This is a genomic window from Pseudomonas morbosilactucae (assembly GCF_023241715.1).
Classification (GTDB): domain Bacteria; phylum Pseudomonadota; class Gammaproteobacteria; order Pseudomonadales; family Pseudomonadaceae; genus Aquipseudomonas; species Aquipseudomonas morbosilactucae.
Window position 1 is genome coordinate 139,959 of the sequence record NZ_JALQCW010000005.1, and the last position, 20,018, is coordinate 159,976.

General features: G+C 62.8%; 18 protein-coding genes. 9 read left to right on the plus strand and 9 right to left on the minus strand.

Features of this window, described 5'->3' with window-relative positions; genetic code table 11:
• Window positions 1–130: 130 nt before the first annotated feature.
• The 4 genes from M1B34_RS03170 to M1B34_RS03185 are packed head-to-tail and all read left to right on the plus strand — an operon-like array spanning window position 131 to window position 2,866.
• Window positions 131–433: a hypothetical protein gene (locus M1B34_RS03170; RefSeq protein ID WP_123336750.1), complete on the plus strand. Its 303-nt coding sequence runs from the start codon at window positions 131–133 to the stop codon at window positions 431–433.
• The gene (locus M1B34_RS03175) at window positions 430–1,290 is read left to right on the plus strand and encodes a DUF72 domain-containing protein (protein ID WP_268264430.1); all 861 of its coding nucleotides are present in this window, start codon (window positions 430–432) and stop codon (window positions 1,288–1,290) included. The genes M1B34_RS03170 and M1B34_RS03175 overlap by 4 nt, the downstream gene beginning before the upstream one ends.
• A gap of 33 nt (window positions 1,291–1,323) precedes the next feature.
• Window positions 1,324–2,151: an isocitrate lyase/PEP mutase family protein gene (locus M1B34_RS03180; RefSeq protein WP_123336748.1), complete on the plus strand. Its 828-nt coding sequence runs from the start codon at window positions 1,324–1,326 to the stop codon at window positions 2,149–2,151.
• Window positions 2,152–2,167: 16 nt separating this feature from the next.
• Window positions 2,168–2,866 carry an extensin-like domain-containing protein gene (locus tag M1B34_RS03185; RefSeq protein WP_268264421.1) on the plus strand — a complete coding sequence of 233 codons (699 nt, stop codon included), beginning with the start codon at window positions 2,168–2,170 and terminating at the stop codon, window positions 2,864–2,866.
• Window positions 2,867–2,880: 14 nt separating this feature from the next.
• Here M1B34_RS03185 and M1B34_RS03190 read toward each other — a convergent pair whose 3' ends face one another.
• Entirely contained in the window at window positions 2,881–3,498 is a 618-nt protein-coding gene (locus M1B34_RS03190) for an energy transducer TonB (protein ID WP_123336744.1), read from the minus strand.
• Between the two features lie 93 nt (window positions 3,499–3,591).
• Here M1B34_RS03190 and M1B34_RS03195 point away from each other — a divergent pair, with 93 nt between their 5' ends.
• Window positions 3,592–4,374, plus strand: coding sequence for a class I SAM-dependent methyltransferase (locus M1B34_RS03195; protein ID WP_123336743.1), 783 nt, complete (start codon window positions 3,592–3,594; stop codon window positions 4,372–4,374).
• Between the two features lie 68 nt (window positions 4,375–4,442).
• On the opposite strand, the gene M1B34_RS03200 is transcribed toward M1B34_RS03195, so the two are convergent.
• Window positions 4,443–5,078, minus strand: coding sequence for a TetR/AcrR family transcriptional regulator (locus M1B34_RS03200; RefSeq protein WP_123336741.1), 636 nt, complete (start codon window positions 5,076–5,078; stop codon window positions 4,443–4,445).
• A gap of 94 nt (window positions 5,079–5,172) precedes the next feature.
• On the opposite strand from M1B34_RS03200, the gene M1B34_RS03205 reads away from it, so the two are divergent.
• Both M1B34_RS03205 and M1B34_RS03210 read left to right on the plus strand, forming a co-directional pair.
• A complete protein-coding gene (locus tag M1B34_RS03205; RefSeq protein ID WP_268264422.1) occupies window positions 5,173–6,273 on the plus strand; it encodes an efflux RND transporter periplasmic adaptor subunit in 1,101 nt (366 codons plus the stop codon).
• A 6-nt stretch (window positions 6,274–6,279) separates the two neighbouring features.
• On the plus strand, window positions 6,280–9,345 hold the full coding sequence (locus tag M1B34_RS03210) for an efflux RND transporter permease subunit (RefSeq protein ID WP_268264423.1): 3,066 nt from the start codon (window positions 6,280–6,282) through the stop codon (window positions 9,343–9,345).
• A gap of 109 nt (window positions 9,346–9,454) precedes the next feature.
• Here the strand turns inward: M1B34_RS03210 and M1B34_RS03215 are convergent, their stop codons facing one another.
• The 3 genes from M1B34_RS03215 to plsB are packed head-to-tail and all read right to left on the minus strand — an operon-like array spanning window position 9,455 to window position 13,122.
• The gene (locus M1B34_RS03215; RefSeq protein WP_123336736.1) at window positions 9,455–10,144 is read right to left on the minus strand and encodes a DUF4197 domain-containing protein; all 690 of its coding nucleotides are present in this window, start codon (window positions 10,142–10,144) and stop codon (window positions 9,455–9,457) included.
• A gap of 30 nt (window positions 10,145–10,174) precedes the next feature.
• On the minus strand, window positions 10,175–10,567 hold the full coding sequence (locus tag M1B34_RS03220; RefSeq protein ID WP_123336734.1) for a YbaY family lipoprotein: 393 nt from the start codon (window positions 10,565–10,567) through the stop codon (window positions 10,175–10,177).
• A 50-nt stretch (window positions 10,568–10,617) separates the two neighbouring features.
• Complete coding sequence (plsB, locus tag M1B34_RS03225) at window positions 10,618–13,122, minus strand: glycerol-3-phosphate 1-O-acyltransferase PlsB (protein ID WP_268264424.1); 2,505 nt, start codon at window positions 13,120–13,122, stop codon at window positions 10,618–10,620.
• 246 nt (window positions 13,123–13,368) lie between these two features.
• On the opposite strand from plsB, the gene M1B34_RS03230 reads away from it, so the two are divergent.
• Entirely contained in the window at window positions 13,369–13,578 is a 210-nt protein-coding gene (locus M1B34_RS03230) for a cold-shock protein (protein WP_123336730.1), read from the plus strand.
• A gap of 64 nt (window positions 13,579–13,642) precedes the next feature.
• Here the strand turns inward: M1B34_RS03230 and M1B34_RS03235 are convergent, their stop codons facing one another.
• From M1B34_RS03235 to M1B34_RS03250, 4 genes are all read right to left on the minus strand, one after another.
• Entirely contained in the window at window positions 13,643–14,020 is a 378-nt protein-coding gene (locus M1B34_RS03235) for a hypothetical protein (protein ID WP_123336728.1), read from the minus strand.
• An 83-nt stretch (window positions 14,021–14,103) separates the two neighbouring features.
• Complete coding sequence (locus M1B34_RS03240; RefSeq protein WP_268264425.1) at window positions 14,104–14,913, minus strand: putative RNA methyltransferase; 810 nt, start codon at window positions 14,911–14,913, stop codon at window positions 14,104–14,106.
• Window positions 14,913–16,064, minus strand: coding sequence for a succinyl-diaminopimelate desuccinylase (dapE, locus tag M1B34_RS03245; RefSeq protein ID WP_268264426.1), 1,152 nt, complete (start codon window positions 16,062–16,064; stop codon window positions 14,913–14,915). The genes M1B34_RS03240 and dapE overlap by 1 nt, the downstream gene beginning before the upstream one ends.
• Before the next feature lie 180 nt (window positions 16,065–16,244).
• Window positions 16,245–18,836 carry a glycosyltransferase gene (locus M1B34_RS03250; protein WP_268264427.1) on the minus strand — a complete coding sequence of 864 codons (2,592 nt, stop codon included), beginning with the start codon at window positions 18,834–18,836 and terminating at the stop codon, window positions 16,245–16,247.
• 209 nt (window positions 18,837–19,045) lie between these two features.
• Here M1B34_RS03250 and tcdA point away from each other — a divergent pair, with 209 nt between their 5' ends.
• Window positions 19,046–19,864 carry a tRNA cyclic N6-threonylcarbamoyladenosine(37) synthase TcdA gene (gene tcdA / locus M1B34_RS03255; protein ID WP_268264428.1) on the plus strand — a complete coding sequence of 273 codons (819 nt, stop codon included), beginning with the start codon at window positions 19,046–19,048 and terminating at the stop codon, window positions 19,862–19,864.
• Window positions 19,865–20,018: the final 154 nt, after the last annotated feature.

The window sequence follows — 20,018 nt, forward strand, 5'->3', positions numbered from 1 at the left end:
TCCGGTTTTCATGCCAGATTCAGGGGGTTTTTAAACCTTTTTGCTTTTCTGTGTTCTAGTTATCACTCGGGCATTTGCTAAGTCGGACGTGTGCCGCTAAATTGCCATCATTGATACCGGGCATGTATTTATGCGCATCGACGGCATTTCCTCCCAGTCCTATCCCATTAAGCGCAAGCCTCGCAAAGGCAACGTGCTGCTGGACGATAACCAGGACGACGTGGATGCCATCGAGGTTCAGCCCGAGCCTGCCCCGCAGAGCCGTTCCCAGGGATCGGCCTCACGCACCAGCAATCTCCCCGCCCGCCAGCAAGACATGATTTTCCAGCGCGCCATGAAAAGAAGCGTGGCCAATGCCCTGGCCAGCTACCTGACCACGGCCGGCTTTGTCGATTGGGATCTGGAAGTCGTGGGTCTCGACCTGCATATCTGATGCTGCCTTATTTTCTCGGTTGCCCGTCCTGGAGCGAAAACGCTTGGCGCGAGTACCTGTACCCGGAAAACGCGCGGCCGGCGGATTTTCTCAGCCTCTATTCCCAAGTGTTCAATGCCGTTGAAGGCAACACCACCTTCTATGCCCGCCCCGCCGAAACCACGGTGCAGCGCTGGGCGGAAATCATGCCCGAGCACTTTCGCTTCACCGCCAAGTTCCCGGGGGATATCAGCCACGGCGGCGACCTGCGCGAGCAACTGACGGCCGCCGAGACCTTTGTCCAGTTGCTCAGCCCTTTAGGCGCGCGCGTCTCACCCCTGTGGCTGCAGTTGCCGGCGAGTTTTGCGCCCCAGCGCCTGGCGGAGCTGGCCGGCTTTATCGACGGCCTGGATCGGCCGCTGGCGGTGGAGGTGCGGCACCCGGAGTTCTTTGCCAAGGGCGACGCCGAGCGCAGCCTCAACCGTTTGCTGCTGGACCGCGGAGTGGAACGCATTTGCCTGGATCCGCGGGCGCTGTTCAGTTGCACCTCAACCGCCCCGGCGGTGCTTCATGCTCAATCGAAAAAGCCCAAGGTACCGCCGCGTCCGGCCGCCTTTACCTTGTTTCCCCAGGTGCGGTTTATCGGCCATCCCGAGCTTGAAGCCAACGATCCGTTCCTGACGCCCTGGATTGAAAAAGTGGCCAGCTGGATTGAAGAAGGGCGCACGCCTTATGTGTTTCTGCACACGTCGGACAACCGCCTGGCGGCCGAATTGGCGCGACGTTTCCATGCTCGCTTGATGGAACGTTTGCCTGGCTTGCCCGCCCTGCCTGAGTTATACAGAGAGCCCGTCGCGGAGCAGCTCGGCCTGCTCTGAGACGGGGTTGTTCCCTTCTCCAGGAGCGAGCCTATGGACGCGCAAACCCTCCGAGCCCACGCCTTCAAAGCCTTGCATGAGCGTGACGGTGCCTTTGTCATTCCCAACCCCTGGGACGCCGGCTCGGCGAAGATGCTCGCCAGCCTGGGTTTCGAGGCACTGGCCACCACCAGCGCGGGTTACGCCTTCTCCTTGGGGCGACCAGATGCCGAAGGGGCGCTGTCCCTGGACGACACCTTGAGCAACGTGCGGGCTATTGTCGGAGCCAGTGAGCTGCCGGTGGCGGTGGACTTGGAAAACGGCTTTGCCGACAGCCCCGGCGCCTGCGCCCAGGCCTTGCTGGCAGCGGCGGCTTGTGGGGCAGTGGGCGGCTCCATCGAAGACGCCAGCGGCCGCGCCGAAGAGCCCATCTACGATTTCAATCTGGCGGTCGAGCGCATCGAGGCTTGTGTGGCGGCGGTGCGCGGTTTGCCATTCCCCTTCACCCTGACCGCCCGGGCGGAAAACCTGCTGCATGGCCGCGATGACCTGCCCGACACCTTGCGCCGTTTGCAGGCGTTTGCCGAAGCCGGGGCCGACGTGCTGTATGCCCCCGGCTTGCGCAGTCGTGAGGATGTTTTGCTGGTGGTGCGGGCGCTGGCGCCCAAGCCGGTGAATATCCTGATGTCCGGTGGGCTCAACCTGACCCTCGCCGAGCTGAGTGAGATGGGGGTCAAGCGCATCAGCGTTGGTTCGACCCTGGCCCGGGCCGCCTACGGTGCGTTCTATGCCGCGGCGCAAGACATGCGCGAGCATGGCCGCTTCGATTTCGCTGATCGGGCCATGCCGTTCGGGCAGATCAATCAGTTGTTCAAGGGCTGATCAGCCGGGAGTCTGTGTGCGTTTCTTGAAAGTGCTGATGCTGTTTGCCGGCGTGCTCGGCTTGTCGCTGCTGGCCGTTTGGCGTGGCTGGTTGCCGTTGCCGGCGGCATGGAACCCTTGGGCGCCCCTGGATGTGCGGGCCGAGCCCAATCTGCTGACCCGTTTCAAACTGGCGCGACTGCGGAACGACCCGGTGTTGTGCGATCAGGTGCTGAGCCAGTCAGGCTTGCGAGCCACCCGCCAGCAGGACAGCCGCCCGGATGTTGCCTGCCCCTTGAGCAATACCCTGCGGGTGCAGGGTGGCGAGGTCGGCTTGAGCAGCAGCTTTCTTGCCAGTTGCCCGCTGGCGGTGGCCTTTGCCTTGTTCGAGCGCCATGGCCTGCAACCTGCGGCGCGGCAGGTGTTTGGCCAAGCGGTGACGCGGGTCGATCACTTGGGGAGTTTTGCCTGTCGCAACATGTACAACCGCGAGGGCGGGGCGCGCAGTCAGCATGCCAGTGCCAACGCCCTGGATATCGCCGGGTTTCGCCTGGCGGATGGGCGTAGCATCAGCGTGCTCAGGGATTGGCCCAAAGACAGTGAACAGGGGCGGTTTCTGCGTTTGGCCCGGGACGGAGCCTGCGAGGCGTTCAATGTGGTGTTGAGCCCGGATTACAACGCAGCCCATCGGAATCACTTTCACCTGGACGTGGGCCCTTGGTGGGTGTGTCGCTGAGGCGTTGTTGAGGCTTAGGCGGCGATGCGCAGGTTTTGCAGGACTAGCGGACGGGCCCAGCGGATGTCGAAGTCGAATTGCTTCTGCTGCTCGATGAGTTCTTCAGGCGGGAACGGCGTGGCCGGTTTGTCCAGCAGGTCCAGTTCGAACTCGGCGATCGGCAGGTGCAGCGGGCGCGGATGTGGCGCCGGGCCCGGCTCTGGCAGCGGCTGACCGGCGTTGAGCACGATCGGGCGAACCCAGCCGCTCTCGAAGTTCTGTTGGGCCTGCTGAGCGAGGATTTCGTCCTCGGGGAAGGGCGGGAACGGCTTGTCCAGCAGTTCGGTCTCGAATTCGGCGATCGGCAGGAACAGCGGCTCTGGCGGACGAATCTCGGTGTCTTTTACGTCGCAATGGCGCTGGGTCACGATTTGCGCCAGCAGGTCGCTGCCGCCACTGGGTTCGACCGGGCCGTCCACGGCCACCAATGCTGTCGGCTCAACCCCCGCACCCTCACCCCGTTGCTCGGCCAGGGCCTGGGCAAAGAAGTCCTGCCACAGGTGGCTGACGCCGCTCAGTGCCTGGGAGTTGCGCAGGCCATAGTCGCCGTGGGGCGAGATATAACCTATGGAGGTGGATCGAATGTCTGACATTGCTCTCGGTCGACGCTCAGCTCTGGCAAAATGCCCGATAGTTTTGTTATCGGCCGTTTTTGCCGATCATTAATTTTTTGAGTGTGTTTTCTGATGAGTGAGCAACCTGCGGCCTGCCGCATCAAAGTCCAGGCCTTGAGCGATGAATTCCAGGGCCCGGCCGAGCAGTGGGCCGAGCGTTTAAGCCTGCCGTTGCAGATCGATGACGCCGAGTTCGCCTTGCAATTGGGTGAACAAGGCTTGCAGTTGCAGCAGTTGGGGCCGGACGCGCCGGGGCCGGTGCGGGTGGATTTTGTCGAGGGTGGCGCGGCTCACCGGCGGCTGTACGGCGGCGGCAGCGGGCAGATGATCGCCAAGGCGGTGGGCGTGGCCCAGGGCGTGCGCCCGCGGGTGCTGGATGCCACGGCCGGCTTGGGCAAGGATGCGTTCGTACTGGCGAGCCTGGGTTGCGAGATGAGCCTCATCGAACGCCAGCCGCTGATCGGCGCCTTGCTGGAGGATGGCCTGGCACGGGCTGCGACGGACTTCGATGTCGCGCCCATCGTCGCCCGCATGCACCTGCTCAAAGGCAACTCCATCGAGGTGATGCGCAACTGGGAAGGCGAGCCGCCCCAAGTCATCTACCTGGACCCGATGTTTCCCCATCGTGAGAAAACCGCCCTGGTGAAGAAGGAAATGCGCCTGTTCCGGCCGCTGGTGGGCGATGACCTGGATGCACCGGCTTTGCTGGCGGCGGCCCTGGCCCTGGCCAGTCATCGGGTGGTGGTCAAGCGTCCGCGCAAGGCGCCATGCATTGAAGGGCCGAAGCCGAGCCATGGTCTGGAGGGCAAGTCCAGTCGCTACGACATCTATCCGAAGAAGGCTCTCAAGGCCTGAACGGCAGGCCCTGAGCGCGGGCCAAAGCGTTGCAGCAACACGTTTGCGCGGGCAGCGCTTGGCTGCCCCTAGGGGCGGTAGGCCCGCATAAACAACCTCACCACTTCCTGCACATGGGCCTCCGCAGCCTCGCCGCGCAAGGCCTCGCCGCAGCCATACAGCAAACGAAAATTCGCCCCGCCCTTGAGCATGCAGAAGAAGTGCTCGGCGGCGTTGCGCGGTTTGTCGATGCTCAGGGTGCCGGTCTGGTTGACCTTGCCCAGCAGGCGTTCCATGCCGGTGAGCACGCGCTCGGGGCCGGCTTCGAGAAATATCTGCGAAAGCTTAGGGTCCTGGCTGCCCAGGGTCATGATCAGGCGATGCAGGTTCACCGACTCGTCACTGTTGATCAGCAGGTGAAAGCCCCGGGCAACGTTCAATAGAACCTTTTCGACGGACATGCCCTCCGGCAGTTCGAAGATCAAGGTCGGCAGTTGCTCCTCGCACTTGGCGACCACGGCGGCGGAGAACAGGGTCTCTTTGTCGGTGAAATGGCTGTACACCGTGAGTTTGGAAACCCCGGCGGCGGTGGCGACAGCATCCATGCTGGTATTGGCGTAACCCTTGCTCAGGAACAGGTCTTTGGCGGCCTCGAGGATGGCCTGGCGCTTGGCCAGATCCTTGGGCCGACCTGGGCCAACATTTGCAGAATTATTGTCGGACATTTTTCGCTTTTAATACTGGACTGGTGAGTTTGCTATTAATAACATACCGGCCAGTATAATTATTCCAAGCTCCATTAGCGAAAGGTCTCTCGCCATGTTCCGCTATGCCTTGCCCCTCGCTTTGCCAGTCAGCCTGGCTTTTTTTCTGTCTGCTTGTGGGCATGAGGAGCCGACTCAAAGTGTTGTGCGTCCGGCCATGGTGGTCCAGCCAGAGCCTTCGTCGCAGGCCGCGGACAGTTATCCGGGCGAGGTGCGGGCACGCTACGAGCCGGAGCTGGGCTTTCGCATCGGCGGCAAAGTCAGTCGACGACTGGTAGAAGAGGGTGATCGGGTCAAGGCCAATCAACCTCTGGCCGAACTCGATCCCCAGGATGTGCGCCTGCAACTGCAAGCCACCCGCGCCCAGGTCTCGGCCGCCGAGGCCAACCTCAACCTGGTGCGCGCCGAACGAGACCGCTACAAGACCCTGCTGGATCGGCAGATGGTCAGCCATTCGCAATACGACAATGCCGAGAACCTCTATCGCGCGGGCGCCGCCCGTTTGCAGCAGATCAAGGCCGAGTTTGACGTCGCCAACAATCAGGCGGGCTATTCCGTGCTGCGGGCGCCCCAGGACGGTGTCGTGGCCAAGCGCGCGGTGGAAGTGGGGCAAGTGGTGGCGGCGGGGCAAACCGTCTTCACCCTCGCGGCGGACGGCGAGCGTGAAGTCTCCATCAGCTTCCCGGAACAGAGTTTCGGCCGAATCAAGGTCGGGCAGCCGGTGGCCATCGAACTCTGGACCCAACCCGGCCAGCGTTTTGCCGGGCATATTCGTGAGCTGTCTCCGGCGGCGGATCCGAAATCCCGGACCTTCGCTGCACGGATCGCTTTCAACGCCGGCAAGCAGCCGGCTGAACTCGGGCAGAGTGCCCGCGTGTTTATCCAGAGTGCCGAGGCGGTGGCTTTGACCGTGCCCCTGGCGGCGGTGACCGCCGAGAACGGCGCCACCTATGTCTGGCGCGTGGATGCCCACAACACCCTGCGCAAGACCCCTGTGCGGGTCGGTGCCTTTGGCGAGAAAAGCGTTCCGGTGCTCGAGGGCCTGAGTGCCAGCGATTGGGTGGTGGCGGCCGGCGTGCATGTGCTGCATGAGGGGCAGTCCGTGCGTCCGGTGGACCGCGACAACCGTGTGGTCAACCTGGCGGCCAAGGAGTAATCCCCGATGGATTTCAACCTTTCCGCCTGGGCGTTGCGCAATCGCCAGATCGTCCTGTTCATGATGCTGTTGCTGGCCATCGTCGGGGCGCTTTCCTACACCAAGCTGGGGCAGAGCGAAGACCCGCCCTTCACTTTCAAGGCCATGATCATCCGCACCAACTGGCCCGGAGCAACGGCCGAGGAAGTGTCGCGCCAGGTCACTGAGCGCATTGAAAAGAAACTGATGGAAACCGGTGAGTACGACCGCATCGTCTCGTTCTCCCGGCCCGGCGAGTCGATGGTGACCTTCGTCGCCCGGGACTCCATGCACTCCAATGAAATCCCCGACCTCTGGTACCAGGTGCGCAAGAAGATCAGCGACATCCGCCAGACCCTGCCGCCCGGTGTTCAAGGGCCGTTTTTCAATGACGAGTTCGGCACCACCTTCGGCAATATCTACGCACTGACGGGGGAGGGCTTCGATTACGCGGTGCTCAAGGATTACGCCGACCGGGTGCAACTGCAGCTGCAGCGGGTCAAGGATGTGGGCAAGGTCGAGCTGGAGGGGCAGCAGGACGAGAAGATCTGGATCGAACTGTCGAACCTCAAACTGGCCACCCTCGGTTTGCCCATGGCAGCGGTGCAACAGGCGCTGGAGCAGCAGAACGCGGTGTCCACTGCCGGTTTCTTTGAAACCGCCAGCGAGCGTCTGCAACTGCGTGTCTCCGGCAACTTCCAGACGGTGGAGCAAATCCGCGCCTTCCCGATCCGCATTGGTGATCGCACCCTGCGCATCGATGATGTGGCCGATGTGCGTCGCGGCTTCAATGACCCACCGGCGCCGCGCATGCGCTTTATGGGGCAAGACGCTATCGGCCTCGCGGTGGCGATGAAGGAGGGCGGCGACATCCTGGTGCTGGGCAAGGCCCTGGAAAGCGAGTTTGCGCGGATCCAGAACAACCTGCCGGCAGGCATGCAGTTGCACAAGGTTTCCGATCAGCCGGCAGCGGTGAAAACCGGGGTTGGCGAGTTCGTCAAAGTCTTGGCCGAAGCCTTGATCATTGTGCTGCTAGTGAGCTTTTTCTCCCTGGGTATGCGCACCGGCATGGTGGTGGCGCTGGCCATTCCCTTGGTCTTGGCCATGACCTTCGCCGCCATGTATTACTTTGGCATCGGCCTGCACAAGATTTCCCTGGGCGCCCTGGTCCTGGCCCTGGGCTTGCTGGTGGACGACGCGATCATCGCGGTGGAAATGATGGCGATCAAAATGGAGCAAGGCTTCGACCGCTTCAAGGCCGCCAGCTTTGCCTGGACCAGCACCGCCTTCCCCATGCTCACCGGCACCCTGATTACTGCGGCGGGGTTCCTGCCGATTGCCACGGCGCAGTCTGGCACCGGCGAGTACACCCGTTCGATCTTCCAGGTGGTGACCATCGCCCTGGTGGCGTCCTGGATCGCCGCGGTGGTCTTCGTTCCGTATCTGGGGGACAAGCTGCTGCCGGACCTGGCGAAGCGGCATGCCGCCAAGCACGGCACGGACGATGGCCAGAACGACCCTCACGGCACCCCGTTCTACCAGCGGGTGCGGCGCGTGGTGGGTTGGTGTGTGGAGCGGCGCAAGACGGTGATTACCCTGACCGTGGTGCTGTTCGTGGGCTCGGTGGTGCTGTTTCGCTTCGTGCCTCAGCAATTCTTCCCGGCCTCCGGGCGCCTGGAGCTGATGGTCGACCTGAAGCTGGCTGAAGGCGCGTCCCTGAGCAACACCGCGGATGAGGTCAAGCGCCTGGAAGCCTTGCTCAAGGGCCATGCCGGCATTGATAACTATGTGGCGTATGTGGGTACGGGCTCGCCGCGTTTCTACCTGCCACTGGACCAGCAACTGCCGGCCACCAGCTTCGCCCAGTTCGTGGTCCTGGCGAACAGCATCGAAGAGCGGGAAAGCCTGCGTACCTGGCTGATTGAAACCCTCAACGAGCAGTTCCCGGCCCTGCGTTCACGGGTCACGCGGCTGGAGAACGGTCCGCCGGTGGGCTACCCGGTGCAGTTCCGGGTGACCGGCGAGCACATTGATGAGGTTCGCGCCCTGGCTCGCAAAGTGGCGGCCAAGGTGCGGGAGAACCCCTACGTGGTCAACGTGCACCTGGACTGGGAAGAACCGAGCAAGGTGATTTATCTCAACATCGATCAGGACCGCGCTCGGGCCTTGGGCGTGAGCACCGCCAACTTGTCGAAATTCCTCCAAAGCTCGCTCACCGGCTCCAGTGTCAGCCAGTATCGCGAAGGTAACGAGTTGATCGAAATTCTCCTGCGTGGCACGCCCCAGGAGCGCACGGCATTGTCGTCGCTGCCCAGCCTGGCGGTGCCCACCGACAATGGCCGCAGCGTGTCGCTGGCGCAGATCGCGACGCTTGAGTACGGCTTCGAAGAGGGCGTGATCTGGCACCGTAACCGCTTGCCCAACGTGACGGTGCGGGCCGATATCTACGGCAAGGAACAACCGGCGACCCTGGTGCAGCAGATTTTGCCGTCCCTGGAGTCGGTGCGTGCCGAGTTGCCGGACGGTTACTTGCTGGACGTGGGCGGCACTGTCGAGGATTCCAGCCGCGGGCAAAACTCGGTCAAGGCCGGCGTGCCGCTGTTTATCGTGGTGGTGTTGAGTTTGCTGATGCTGCAGCTGCGCAGTTTCTCGCGCACCCTGATGGTGTTCCTCACAGCGCCCCTGGGCTTGATCGGCGTGACCCTGTTCCTCTTGGTGTTCCGCCAGCCCTTCGGGTTTGTGGCGATGCTGGGGACCATTGCCCTGTCGGGGATGATCATGCGCAACTCGGTGATCCTGGTGGATCAGATCGAACAGGACATTGCGGCAGGCATGCGCCCGTGGGACGCGATCATCGAAGCCACCGTGCGGCGTTTCCGGCCCATCGTGCTGACGGCCCTGGCGGCGGTCTTGGCGATGATCCCACTGTCACGCAGTGTGTTCTTCGGCCCGATGGCGGTGGCGATCATGGGCGGGCTGATTGTAGCGACGGCCCTCACCCTGTTGTTCCTGCCAGCCCTCTACGCCGCCTGGTTCCGCGTGAAAAAGACATAACCCCATTGGTAGGAACCGGCTTGCCGGCGAGAGGTCCTCAAGGCAGGTGTTGCCCTTGAGAACGCTATCGCTGGCAAGCCAGCTACGGGGTGTGTGAGGAGGGGCGGGTTTACAGGGTGCCGAAGACTTTCTTGGCCAGGCTGGTGGCCGCGGCTGCCGGGTTTTTGCGGATGGTTTCTTCCTGCTTGCCGATCATCTCAAACAGGCCATTGAGCGCCTGCTCGGTGACGTAGTTTTCGATGTTGGCGCTCTTGGCGTCCAGTACGCCCAGGGTCGCGGCCTGGCCGGCAAAGGAGTTGTACTGCTTGGCCAGACCGACCTGGTCGGTGGCTTGTTTGACGATTGGCAGGAACTTGGCGCGGATCTGCTCGCGGCTGCTCTTGTCCAGGTACTGGGTGGCGGAATCCTTGCCACCGCTGAGAATGCCTTTGGCGTCAGACACAGTCATTTTCTTCACTGCATCCACCAGCAGCGCCTGGGCTTGTGGCACGGCCGCTTCGGCGGCCTTGTTCATGCTGGCTTCCAGTTGATCGACCTGGTCGCCCATGCCGAACTGCTTCATTTTTTTCGCCACTTTGCCCAGGTTGCCCGGCAGCTCGATGCGCACGTCCGGGTTGCCGCTGAAGCCGCCCGGGGTGCCCAGTTGCTTGACGGCGATTTGCGCGCCTTGGGTCAGGGCGTCCTTGAGACCGCCGGAGGCGTCGCCCTGGGACAGGTCACTGAGGGACAAGGCCAGGGCGCTGGCGGAAATCAGCAAACCGGCGCACAGGCTGGTGAAACGCAGGGAGGAACGGAGCATGACGGCTTCCTTGTGCAAAAAAGGGGGGGATTAACGGACTGCGTCGACGCGGATTTTCAACGGCTGCAGGTCGCTGCCGTCGAGTTGCACCGCGTGGTTTTCGGTGGTGATAAACATCAGTTGGCCGTCCACTTCGATCCGCGCGCTGACCGAATAGCGATGGCCGGGCTTGACCTGGGCCGGGTCGTAGTTGAGGTGGAAGGGCAGCGGAACCTGGCCTTTTACCGGGCCTTTCTGCTCGGCCAGGATGACCGCGGGGGCATCGGCCAGGGACACGTCCTGCAGGCTGACGCTCAGGGTGGCGTCTGGCGGCAAGGCAATACGTTGCAGGTAGAAGACTTCACCGTCGAGCTTGGCGGCCGGGTGCATGGTCTGACAGGCCCCGAGCAGGGTGGTGACGGCCAGCAGGATGAGTTTCTTCATGGAGGATCTCCGTATCGGCGCGCCTGAAGTTGCCAGGCGCCCATAAGAATCTAGTCGCTTTGCTCAGGCGCCGCGACCTGATCGGCGGCATCTTCGCTGCGGTGCAGGGCGACCTGGCGGATCGACAGGCGAATCTCCGCCGGCAGCACGCGTTTGGCCGCGCCTTCGGCCAGGTCCCCCAGCAGTTCGTGGTAGCTGAGCTTGCCGGCGGCGTCGCGGCGCAGCACGTCGAGGTCGAGCAAGGTCTGGATAAAGTGCCGGAACAGGCTTTTGTCGAAGAACTCCGGGGCGTTCAGGCCATGGAGAATCGACAGGCGCTGGGCCATGACCGTGCACAGGTCTTCCAGTTCTTCGGCGCTGATGCTGTTCTGGCCGCTGTTGAGCAACAGGGAAATGGCCATGTAGAAGCGTTGCAGGGTCTGGGCGATGCTCTTGGACAGCAGGGTCAGCAACACAAAGTGCCGCGAACTTGGAGCGGGTCGCAGGTAAGCGTCTTTCTCGAAACGCAGCAGCCCCTGTTCGACAAAGGCCTCCAGCCACTGGTCAACCACGCTGTCCAGTTCTTCCAGGGACCAGCGGATGAACAGCTCCGACTGCAGGTAGGGATAGAGCGCGCGGGTGTAGCGCAGGATCTGTTCGCGGCTCATGCGCGACGAGCTCTGGAAGAAGCTCGCCAGCAGCGCCGGAAGGGCGAAAATGTGCAGCACGTTGTTGCGGTAATAGGTCATCAGGACGGCATTCTGCTCATCCAGATAGAGGATCTTGCCCAGGGCGTCGTTCTGCTCGGACAACAGCTTCATGTCCTTCACATGCTCGATCAGCGCCTGCCCATCGCCTTCCGGCAGCGTGGTGTGGGGCGAGTAGGGCACCCGGCGCAGCAGCGCCAGGTACAGGTCCAGCACCCGAGCCATGGCACGGTCGTCCAGGGCCAGGCGGCTGGTGGACAGCAGCGCCAGGGCCACCAGGTTCACTGGGTTGATCGCAGCCGCTTCGTTAAGGTGCTGAGCCACCCGCTCGCCGAGGCGGTTGGTGGTTTCGTTGAGCCAGGCCGGGCGGAATTGCGGGCCCAGTTCCTGACTGCGCCAGTCCGGCTGCTCCTGGTCGAGGAACTCCGCCAGCTTGATCGGCTCGCCGAAGTTCACCGCCACCTGGCCGAAGCGCTGCTTGAGGGCGCCAATGACCTTGAAGATGTCGAAGATCGATTCTTTCTTCTTGCTCGCGCCACGCAGCTCGCCCAGGTAGGTGCGACCTTCCAGCACCCGCTCGTAGCCGATGTACACCGGCACGAAGACGATGGGCATGCGCGAGGACCGCAGGAAGCTGCGCAGGGTGATGGCCAGCATGCCGGTCTTGGGTTGCAGCATGCGCCCGGTGCGCGAACGGCCGCCCTCGACGAAGTACTCCACCGGGAAACCCTTGGTGAACAGGGTGTGCAGGTACTCGTTGAACACCGAGGTGTAGAGCGGGTTGCCCTTGAAAGTGCGGCGCATGAAGAACGCGCCGCCGCGCCGCAGCAGGCTGCCGATCACCGGCATGTTGAGGTTGATCCCGGCGGCAATGTGCGGTGGGGTCAGGCCGTTGCGGAACAGTAGGTAAGAGAGCAGCAGGTAGTCGATGTGGCTGCGGTGGCAGGGCACGTAGATCACTTCGTGACCCTGGGCGACCTTTTGCACGCCTTCGATGTTGTTGACCTTGATCCCGTCGTAGATCTTGTTCCAGAACCAGCTGAGCACCACTTCCAGGAAGCGGATTGCCGTGTAGGTGTAGTCCGAGGCGATCTCGTTGCCGTAGCGCAGGGCCTGGGCCTTGGCTTTTTCCGGGGCGATCTTTTCGCGCTCCGCCTCTTCGAGAATCGCTTGCTTGACCAGGGGTTGGTTGAGCAGGCCCTTGACCAGGTTGCGCCGGTGGGAAATATCCGGGCCGATCACTGCCGCCTTGAGGTTGCGAAAGTGCACCCGCAGGATGCGCTGGGCCATGCGCACGGTGCGCTCGTGGCCCTTATTGTGTTCGATCAGTTCACGCAGGTTGATTGGCGCCGAGAACTGCACCCGGGTCTTTCGCCCCAGGATCATGATGCTCAGCAGCCGGCGCAGGCGTCCGGTGACGGCCCAACTGTCGGCGAACAGGAGTTTCCAGGGGCTGGACTCGCTGTCCGGCGACTGGCCCCAAAACACGCTGACCGGAATGATCTGCGCGTCTTCGGCGGCGTTTTGCGTCAGGGCACTGACCAGGCGGGTCAGGGTCGGCGGTGCGCCGCGCTTGTCCTGGCGGCCAAGCCAGTCCGGTTCCGGGGTCAGGTAGAAGAAGGCCGCCGGTTCCAGCAGGCTACCCACCGCCACTGGCAGCACCGGACGCGGCAGGCCGGCCTTGGTGCACTCGGCGTCGACCACCGCCAGGTCGGTCAGCGAGGGGTTTTGCAGGACGTAGAACACCGGTCGGCTGCGGTCGAGGTCGAGGGTGAAGGACGACTGGTTGATGGTCTCGGAGCGAACCCAGAGATACAGCAGTCGGCGCAAGGTGCCAAACACAAGACGGCGGATCGGGGAGCGGGTCATACGGCTTCTGCATGAGTGAATAAAAACCGAGCAGGCGCTCGGGGCCGGTAGTGTGCCGGATTCACCGAAAATCGGCAAAAAAGCGCCGAAACAAGATTGAGTTGAGAGTTTTTACGCCTGTCATATACTCGGCCGACTCTCCCGCGGCCGCATGGCTTCCACTCATAGAGAGGCAGGTCGAGGGAAAGTTCTCAAGGTTTGGTTGCAGTGCGCCAATCCAATAATAAAAAAATGAGGTATGGATTCATGTCTACTCGCGAGACCGGCAATGTGAAGTGGTTCAACGACGCCAAGGGTTACGGCTTCATTCAACGTGAAGGCGGGGCGGATGTCTTTGTGCACTACCGGGCGATTCGTGGCGAAGGCCATCGCTCACTGGCTGAAGGCCAGCAAGTGGAATATGCGGTGGTGACGGGGGAGAAGGGGTTGCAGGCTGAGGATGTTGTAGGTCTGTAGGTGCGAGCTACAAGCTGCAAGCGGTTCAGCTTGAGACTTGCCGCTTGTAGCTTGCCGCTGCTTTTTAAGCCGTCTTCCAAGTAATTTCTTCTTCACCGTCAACGCTGATGCGAATCCAGCGGTCGGCGGTTTCTTCGCCTTCTTCCTCGACCCAGGTACCCGGTGCACAGCGCACTTCGACGTTCAGCGCAGCGAAGGCGGCGCGGGCGCAGGCGATGTCGTCGTCCCACGGGGTCTGGTCGCTTTCCAGGTACAGGCTGTTCCACTTGCCCACGGCTTTGGGCAGCCAGGTCACGGGTACGGTTCCGGCCTTGCACTTGAAGGTCTGGCCTTTCTGTACCCAGTCGGTGCAGGGGCCCAAAGCGCTGCCGAGCCAGGCGGCGATGGCCTTGTAGTCGACGTCGGCGTCTTTCAGGTAAATCTCGATATCGGGCTGGCGCATGGATGTCCTCACTGCCGGTCTGAAAAATCCATTCGCGGATTTATTCGGCCTCGAGCCGTTGCTCAAGGCCGTGGGTTAAAGGGTTATTGCAAGACGAAATAATCGTAGCGCATGGACACAGTGACCTCGAACGGCTCGGCCTGTTCGATGACCTGGGCCCGGCGTTCGGCACTGGCGCGCCAGCCGTGGGGCGTCATCGCCAGCAGGTTGGCGCGGTCCTGCGCACTCGCCAGGCTCAGTGTGAACTCCAGGGTTTCGCTGTGTTGCAGCGCCATCCCATCGGGCACCAGGGCCAAGTGCTTGTCGTCGGTGTATTCGCGCACCTCATCGTACAGGCGCTCGCGCAGTTCCATCAGGTGGCCGCGGGTGGGGCCGACTTTCATCAGGCCGCCGCCGGGGCTGAGCAGGCGTTTGGCCTCCTGCCAGTCCAGCGGGCTGAACACGCTGGCCAGGAATTGGCAGCTGGCATCGGCCAGGGGTACCCGGGCCATGCTGGCGATCAACCAGGTCAGCTCGGGGTTGCGGCGGCAGGCGCGCTTGATCGCTTCCCGGGAGATGTCCAGGGCGTAGCCGTCGGCACCGGGCAGGGCGTCGGCGAGCTGCGCGGTGTAGTAACCCTCGCCACAGCCGATGTCGACCCAGCGTTGCGGCGCCCGCTCAGCGGCCAGTTCGGCCAGGCGCCGGGCCACCGGGGCGTAGTGCCCGGCGTTGAGAAAGTCGCGACGAGCTTCGACCATGGCCTGGTTATCACCCGGGTCGCGGCTGTTCTTGTGCTGCACCGGCAACAGGTTCAGGTAACCCTGGCGCGCACGATCGAAACGGTGCCCGACCGGGCAGGCCACGCCGTTGTCTACTGCGCTCAGCGGCGCATTGCAAATGGGGCAGGCGAGCATCAGGCGAGCAACTTGATCAGGGTCTGGTAGTAGATTTCGGTCAGCACGTCGAGGTCGCTGGCCAAGACCCGCTCGTTGACCTGGTGAATGGTGGCGTTGACCGGGCCCAGCTCGACCACCTGGGTGCCCAGGGTGGCGATAAAGCGCCCGTCGGAAGTGCCGCCACTGGTGGACGCCTTGGTTTCGCGGCCGGTGATGGCCTTGATGCTCGCCGACACCGCGTCCAGCAGGGCGCCGGGTTCGGTGAGGAACGGCAGGCCGGACAGTGCCCATTCCACGTGCCAGTCCAGGCCGTGCTTGTCGAGAATCGCCGCCACGCGCTGTTGCAGGCCTTCCACGGTGGATTCGGTGGAGAAGCGGAAGTTGAACAGGGCCACCAGCTCGCCAGGGATCACGTTGGTGGCGCCGGTGCCGGAGTTGAGGTTGGAGATCTGGAAGCTGGTGGGCGGGAAGAAGGCGTTGCCGTCGTCCCAATGCTCGGCGGCCAGCTCAGCCAAGGCCACGGCAGCCAGGTGGATCGGGTTCTTCGCCAGGTGCGGGTAGGCCACGTGGCCTTGTACGCCGCGTACCGTGAGCTTGGCACCGAGGGAGCCGCGACGGCCGTTCTTCACCACGTCGCCCACCAGGCTGGTGCTCGAAGGCTCGCCGACGATGCACCAGTCCAGGCGCTCTTTGCGGGCGGCCAGGCGTTCGACCACGGCTTTGGTGCCGTGGTGGGCCGGGCCTTCTTCGTCGCTGGTGATCAGGAAGGCCACCGAGCCCTTGTGGCCCGGGTAGTCGCCGACAAAACGCTCAGCGGCCACCAGCATGGCGGCCAGGCTGCCTTTCATGTCGGCCGCGCCACGGCCGCAGAGCATGCCGTGTTCGTCGATCAGCGCGTCGAACGGGTCGTTCTGCCAGGCCTGCACCGGGCCGGTAGGGACCACATCGGTGTGGCCGGCGAAGCACAGCACCGGGCCTTCGTGGCGGCCGTGGGTGGCCCAGAAGTTATCCACATCCTCGATGCGCATCGGCTCCAGCTTGAAGCCGGCATCGCCCAGGCGCTGCATCATCAGCTTCTGGCAATCGGCGTCGACCGGCGTCACCGACGGGCGGCGGATCAGATCACAGGCAAGTTGCAGGGTCGGCGAAAGGTCGGCGTGGGCCGTCATGGGGAACTCCGGTGCAAGGCATTGTGTAGGAGCCGGCTGGCCGGCGCGGAACGAGAACGCGGTGCGTATGAAAACATCGCTGGCAAGCCAGCTCCTACAGGGTTGGGCAGGGCGCGCAAAATGGCGGATATCTTAAAGCAAAACGCGGCCAGAGGCCGCCGTTTAGTAGGTGCAAGCGATTTAGACGGCCGGTGCCTCTTCTGTTTCTGCTGCCGGTTTGGGCAGCGAGGACAGGAACGCCATGATCAGTGCAGCCAGATAGGGCAGCGACTGCACCAGGAGCATGGTCACCCAGAAACGCATGTCGTTGCTCGGCAGGCCCTGGACCAGGAAGATCCCCAAGGCCGCGCCCCACAACAGCAGCATGATGAACAACTCTTCCCGGGCTTCCGAAATCGCCACCCAGAAGCCGTGGTTATCGGCATTCTTCGGCGTCCGGAAGAACGGAATGCTGCTGGTGAAGAACCCGTACAACACCGCTTTGGCAATGGTGTGGGACAACGCCAGGCCGGCCAGGGCCGCGCAGAACGCATCGGTCAGGTTCACCCCCACCGCGCGACGGTAGAGGAAGATGATCTTGCCGACCTTGAACACGAACAGCGCCAACGGCGGGATTGCGAAGATCAGCAGCGGCGGATCGACCCGTTGCGGCACGATGATCATCGCCGCCGACCACAGCAGGGCGCCGACGGTGAAGAAGATGTTCATGCCATCGGCCACCCACGGCAGCCAGCCCGCGAGGAAGTGATAGCGCTGGCCACGGGTCAGCTCGGTGTCCTTGCCGCGCAGCAGGCTGGCGGTGTGACGCTTGATGATCTGAATCGCCCCGTAGGCCCAGCGGAAGCGCTGTTTCTTGAAGTCGATAAAGGTATCGGGCATCAGGCCCTTGCCGTAGCTGGTGTGGTAGTACGCCGCCGACAGGCCTTTCTCGAACACCCGCAGGCCCAGTTCGGCGTCTTCACAGATGCACCAGTCGGCCCAGCCCAGCTCTTCGAGCACCGAACGCCGGGTCATGGTCATGGTGCCGTGCTGGATGATCGCGTCACGGTCGTTACGGGTGACCATGCCGATGTGGAAGAAGCCTTTGTATTCCGCGTAGCAGAGCTTCTTGAAGGTGCTTTCGTTCTGGTCGCGATAGTCCTGTGGCGACTGCACCACGGCGATTTTCGGGTCGGCGAAGTGCGGCACCATGTGCTTGAGCCAGTTCGGCTCGACGCAATAGTCGGAGTCGATCACCGCAATCACTTCGGCGTCTTTGGCGGTGTGCGGGATCAGGTAGTTCAGCGCACCGCCCTTGAAGCCGGCGAGGGGCGCGACGTGGAAGAACTTGAAGCGCGGGCCGAGGGTTTCGCAATAGGCCTGCACCGGTTCCCACACCGCTGGGTCCTTGGTGTTGTTGTCGATGATCAGGACTTCGAAGTCCGGATAGTCGAGGTTGGCCAGGGCGTTGAGGGTCTGTTTGACCATCTCCGGCGGCTCGTTGTAGCAGGGCACGTGGATCGAGACTTTCGGCCGGTAATCGGATTCACCTTCCACCGGCAGGAATTCACGCCGGCGTTTGTGGGTCCAGACCGCCTCCGCCAGTTCGTGGGCTTCGGTCAGCAAGACGATAAACACCCCGAGGGCGCCGAGGGCCAGCAGGAAGCCCACCGTCAGGCTGAACCAGGTGCTGTATTGCTGGCTGTAGTCGTAGCCGATCCACACCAGCACCGACCCGCACAGGAAGGCGATAAAGGTCAGGAAGGTGCGGCCACGCTGGCGCAGGGCCGAGCCGTCGATCATTAGCAGGGTCAGGGACAGCAACGCCAGGACCACCGAGCCGATGGCCAGGACCCGCCATTGCGGAATCGCCACCACCGGGCCTTCAAAGTTGAATTTCTGCTGGCGCGCAGCGTTGTACACGCCCCAGTAGGCGCCCACGGAACCTTCGTCGCTGGCCTTCCACGGCTGGTCGAAGGCTTCGATGACGAAGTAGTTGTAACCCTGGCGGTTGAGCTTGTTGACCAGGGTACGCAAGTAGATCGCCTGGTCTGCCGGGCTGGCGTCAGCGCCACCGCGCATACGACCGTTGCTCGGCCAGCCCACTTCGGAAAGCAGCAGGGGCTTTTTCGGGAACAGTTTTTTCAGGTCGCGGGCGCGGTCGAGGACGAATTGCCCGGCCTTGTCCACCGGGATGAACTCCCAGTACGGCAGGACGTGCGCGGCGATCAGGTCGACGTGGTTGGCCAGTTCCGGGTGTTCTTCCCAGACGTGCCACTGTTCCGAGGTGGTCACCGGCACTTTCACCGCCGCGCGAACCCGGTCGAGCAGCACCGACAGTTGGTCGGCGGTGATTTCCTTGCGGAAGATCGCTTCGTTACCCACCACGACTCGCACGACACTGCGGGAGCTGTTGGCGATCTCGATGGCGCGGGTGATTTCCCGCTCGTTGCGCTCCAGGTCCGGGCTGATCCAGATGCCCAGGGTCACTCGCAGGCCGAACTCTTCGGCGAGCTTGGGGATGTTCTCCAGGCTGCCGTCGACCGAGTAGGTGCGGATGTTATCCGTCAGCTTGCTCATGATCTCCAGGTCGCGACGCATCTCATCGTCCGACGGGTACTGGTTTTTCTGCGGGAACTGGCCTTGCTGGAAAGGCGAGTAGGAAAAACCGGAGATCTGTTCAGGCCAGTTCGGGGCCGAAACCGGGCGATTGATCAGCGCCCAGAAACCGGTGAACAGTGCGGCAATGGCCAGCACTATCACCAGATTGAGTCCAAATTTACGCGATGACATAGCTATTTCGGGTTCCAAAAGGTGTGGAACGAGGGGAGGGTTGGCAGGCGCCAAACGGCGGGCATCCTACACCGGCCCTCAACTGAGCGTACAGCGCAGAGGAAAACCAGACCTTGGGCACTGCATTTGAACTTAAGTTCTTAACTTGTAGCTTGTCGCTTAAAACTTGTCGTTGCGAAGCCCTATAATGCGCGCCGGTTTTTGGGGTAATGGTCATGAGTACAGAAGATCCGCGGTTTGCTGGTGTCGCCCGTTTGTATGGCATTGAGGGCCTGGAGCGGCTGCGCGCGGCCCATGTGGCGATCGTCGGGGTCGGTGGCGTCGGTTCCTGGGCGGCGGAAGCCATCGCCCGTTGCGGTGTCGGCGAGATCTCGCTGTTCGACCTGGACGACGTGTGTGTGAGCAACAGCAACCGCCAACTGCATGCCCTGGACAGCACCGTGGGCCGGGCCAAGGTCGAGGTCATGGCCGAACGCCTGCGGGGCATCAACCCGGATTGTCGGGTGCACGCGGTGGCGGATTTCGTGACCCGCGAGACCATGGCCGAGTACGTCACGCCGAACATCGATTGCGTGATCGACTGCATCGACAGCGTGAATGCCAAGGCGGCGCTGATCGCCTGGTGCAAGCGCCGCAAGATCCAGATCATCACCACCGGCGGTGCGGGCGGGCAGATCGACCCGACCTTGATCCAGGTCTGCGACTTGAACCGCACCTTCAACGATCCGCTGGCCTCCAAGGTGCGCTCGACTTTGCGTCGCGACTACGGTTTTTCACGCACCGTGACCCGTCATTACAGCGTGCCTTGTGTGTTTTCCACCGAGCAACTGCGCTACCCGAAGCCGGACGGCAGCATTTGCCTGCAGAAGAGTTTTGTCGGCGACGGCGTGAAGCTGGACTGCGCCGGCGGTTTTGGCGCAGTGATGATGGTGACGGCGACCTTCGGCATGGTGGCGGCCACCAAGGCTGTGGATAAAATCGTCGCCGGCGTGCGCCGCCCCGCCGAACGCAGCAAACCCGCCGCCTAAATACATTGTTCGCATAACTTGGTAGGAGCTGGCTCGCCAGCGATGACGCCCGCAAGAGCGACGCAAACTCAAAGTCTGATCGCCGGCAAGCCGGCCCCCACGGCTAGAACGGCCAACGTGTTTGTAGGAGCTGGCTCGCCAGCGCATTACGCCC

What these genes read in the sequence shown, in the direction of transcription:
- M1B34_RS03170 (WP_123336750.1), top strand. Translation starts at nt 131, where the DNA reads ATGCGCATCGACGGCATTTCCTCCCAGTCCTATCCCATTAAGCGCAAG.
- M1B34_RS03180 (WP_123336748.1), top strand. Translation starts at nt 1,324, where the DNA reads ATGGACGCGCAAACCCTCCGAGCCCACGCCTTCAAAGCCTTGCATGAG.
- M1B34_RS03190 (WP_123336744.1), bottom strand. Translation starts at nt 3,498, where the DNA reads ATGTCAGACATTCGATCCACCTCCATAGGTTATATCTCGCCCCACGGC.
- M1B34_RS03195 (WP_123336743.1), top strand. Translation starts at nt 3,592, where the DNA reads ATGAGTGAGCAACCTGCGGCCTGCCGCATCAAAGTCCAGGCCTTGAGC.
- M1B34_RS03200 (WP_123336741.1), bottom strand. Translation starts at nt 5,078, where the DNA reads ATGTCCGACAATAATTCTGCAAATGTTGGCCCAGGTCGGCCCAAGGAT.
- M1B34_RS03205 (WP_268264422.1), top strand. Translation starts at nt 5,173, where the DNA reads ATGTTCCGCTATGCCTTGCCCCTCGCTTTGCCAGTCAGCCTGGCTTTT.
- M1B34_RS03210 (WP_268264423.1), top strand. Translation starts at nt 6,280, where the DNA reads ATGGATTTCAACCTTTCCGCCTGGGCGTTGCGCAATCGCCAGATCGTC.
- M1B34_RS03215 (WP_123336736.1), bottom strand. Translation starts at nt 10,144, where the DNA reads ATGCTCCGTTCCTCCCTGCGTTTCACCAGCCTGTGCGCCGGTTTGCTG.
- M1B34_RS03220 (WP_123336734.1), bottom strand. Translation starts at nt 10,567, where the DNA reads ATGAAGAAACTCATCCTGCTGGCCGTCACCACCCTGCTCGGGGCCTGT.
- plsB (WP_268264424.1), bottom strand. Translation starts at nt 13,122, where the DNA reads ATGACCCGCTCCCCGATCCGCCGTCTTGTGTTTGGCACCTTGCGCCGA.
- M1B34_RS03230 (WP_123336730.1), top strand. Translation starts at nt 13,369, where the DNA reads ATGTCTACTCGCGAGACCGGCAATGTGAAGTGGTTCAACGACGCCAAG.
- M1B34_RS03235 (WP_123336728.1), bottom strand. Translation starts at nt 14,020, where the DNA reads ATGCGCCAGCCCGATATCGAGATTTACCTGAAAGACGCCGACGTCGAC.
- M1B34_RS03240 (WP_268264425.1), bottom strand. Translation starts at nt 14,913, where the DNA reads ATGCTCGCCTGCCCCATTTGCAATGCGCCGCTGAGCGCAGTAGACAAC.
- dapE (WP_268264426.1), bottom strand. Translation starts at nt 16,064, where the DNA reads ATGACGGCCCACGCCGACCTTTCGCCGACCCTGCAACTTGCCTGTGAT.
- M1B34_RS03250 (WP_268264427.1), bottom strand. Translation starts at nt 18,836, where the DNA reads ATGTCATCGCGTAAATTTGGACTCAATCTGGTGATAGTGCTGGCCATT.
- tcdA (WP_268264428.1), top strand. Translation starts at nt 19,046, where the DNA reads ATGGTCATGAGTACAGAAGATCCGCGGTTTGCTGGTGTCGCCCGTTTG.